Source organism: Isoptericola haloaureus (assembly GCF_036689775.1).
In the GTDB taxonomy this organism is placed as follows: Bacteria; Actinomycetota; Actinomycetes; order Actinomycetales; family Cellulomonadaceae; genus Isoptericola; species Isoptericola haloaureus.
In genome coordinates, this window is sequence record NZ_JBAGLP010000022.1 from 1 (window position 1) to 341 (window position 341).

The following is a 341-nucleotide window of genomic DNA, read 5'->3' on the forward strand; positions in this document are numbered from 1 at the left end:
GTTACGGCGGTCACAGCGAAGGGGAAACGCCCGGTCCCATACCGAACCCGGAAGCTCAGCCCTTCAGCGCCGATGGTACTGCCCTGGAGACGGGGTGGGAGAGTAGGACGCCGCCGGACACCCTTCACAGCAGGCCCCCACCCCCTCGCGGGTTGGGGGCCTGACTGCTCTACCCCCCCCCCCCCGCGCCCACCGCGCCCCCCGGCCGACCCCCGGGGCCCGGCCGCGGGGGGGGGGGGGCCGGGCCCCCGACCGGTCTCACACCGTCGGCCGACCGACCACCGTCCCGGACGGGACGCGTGTCACATCGGCAGTCGTCTCCGTGTCATCGGGCCGTCACG

General features: G+C 75.4%; 1 rRNA gene. It reads left to right on the top strand.

What is annotated here, in order from left to right:
- Window positions 1-2 precede the first annotated feature (2 nt).
- Window positions 3-119: ribosomal RNA gene (gene rrf / locus V5O49_RS00075) — 5S ribosomal RNA — on the top strand.
- The last annotated feature ends 222 nt before the right edge of the window (window positions 120-341 follow it).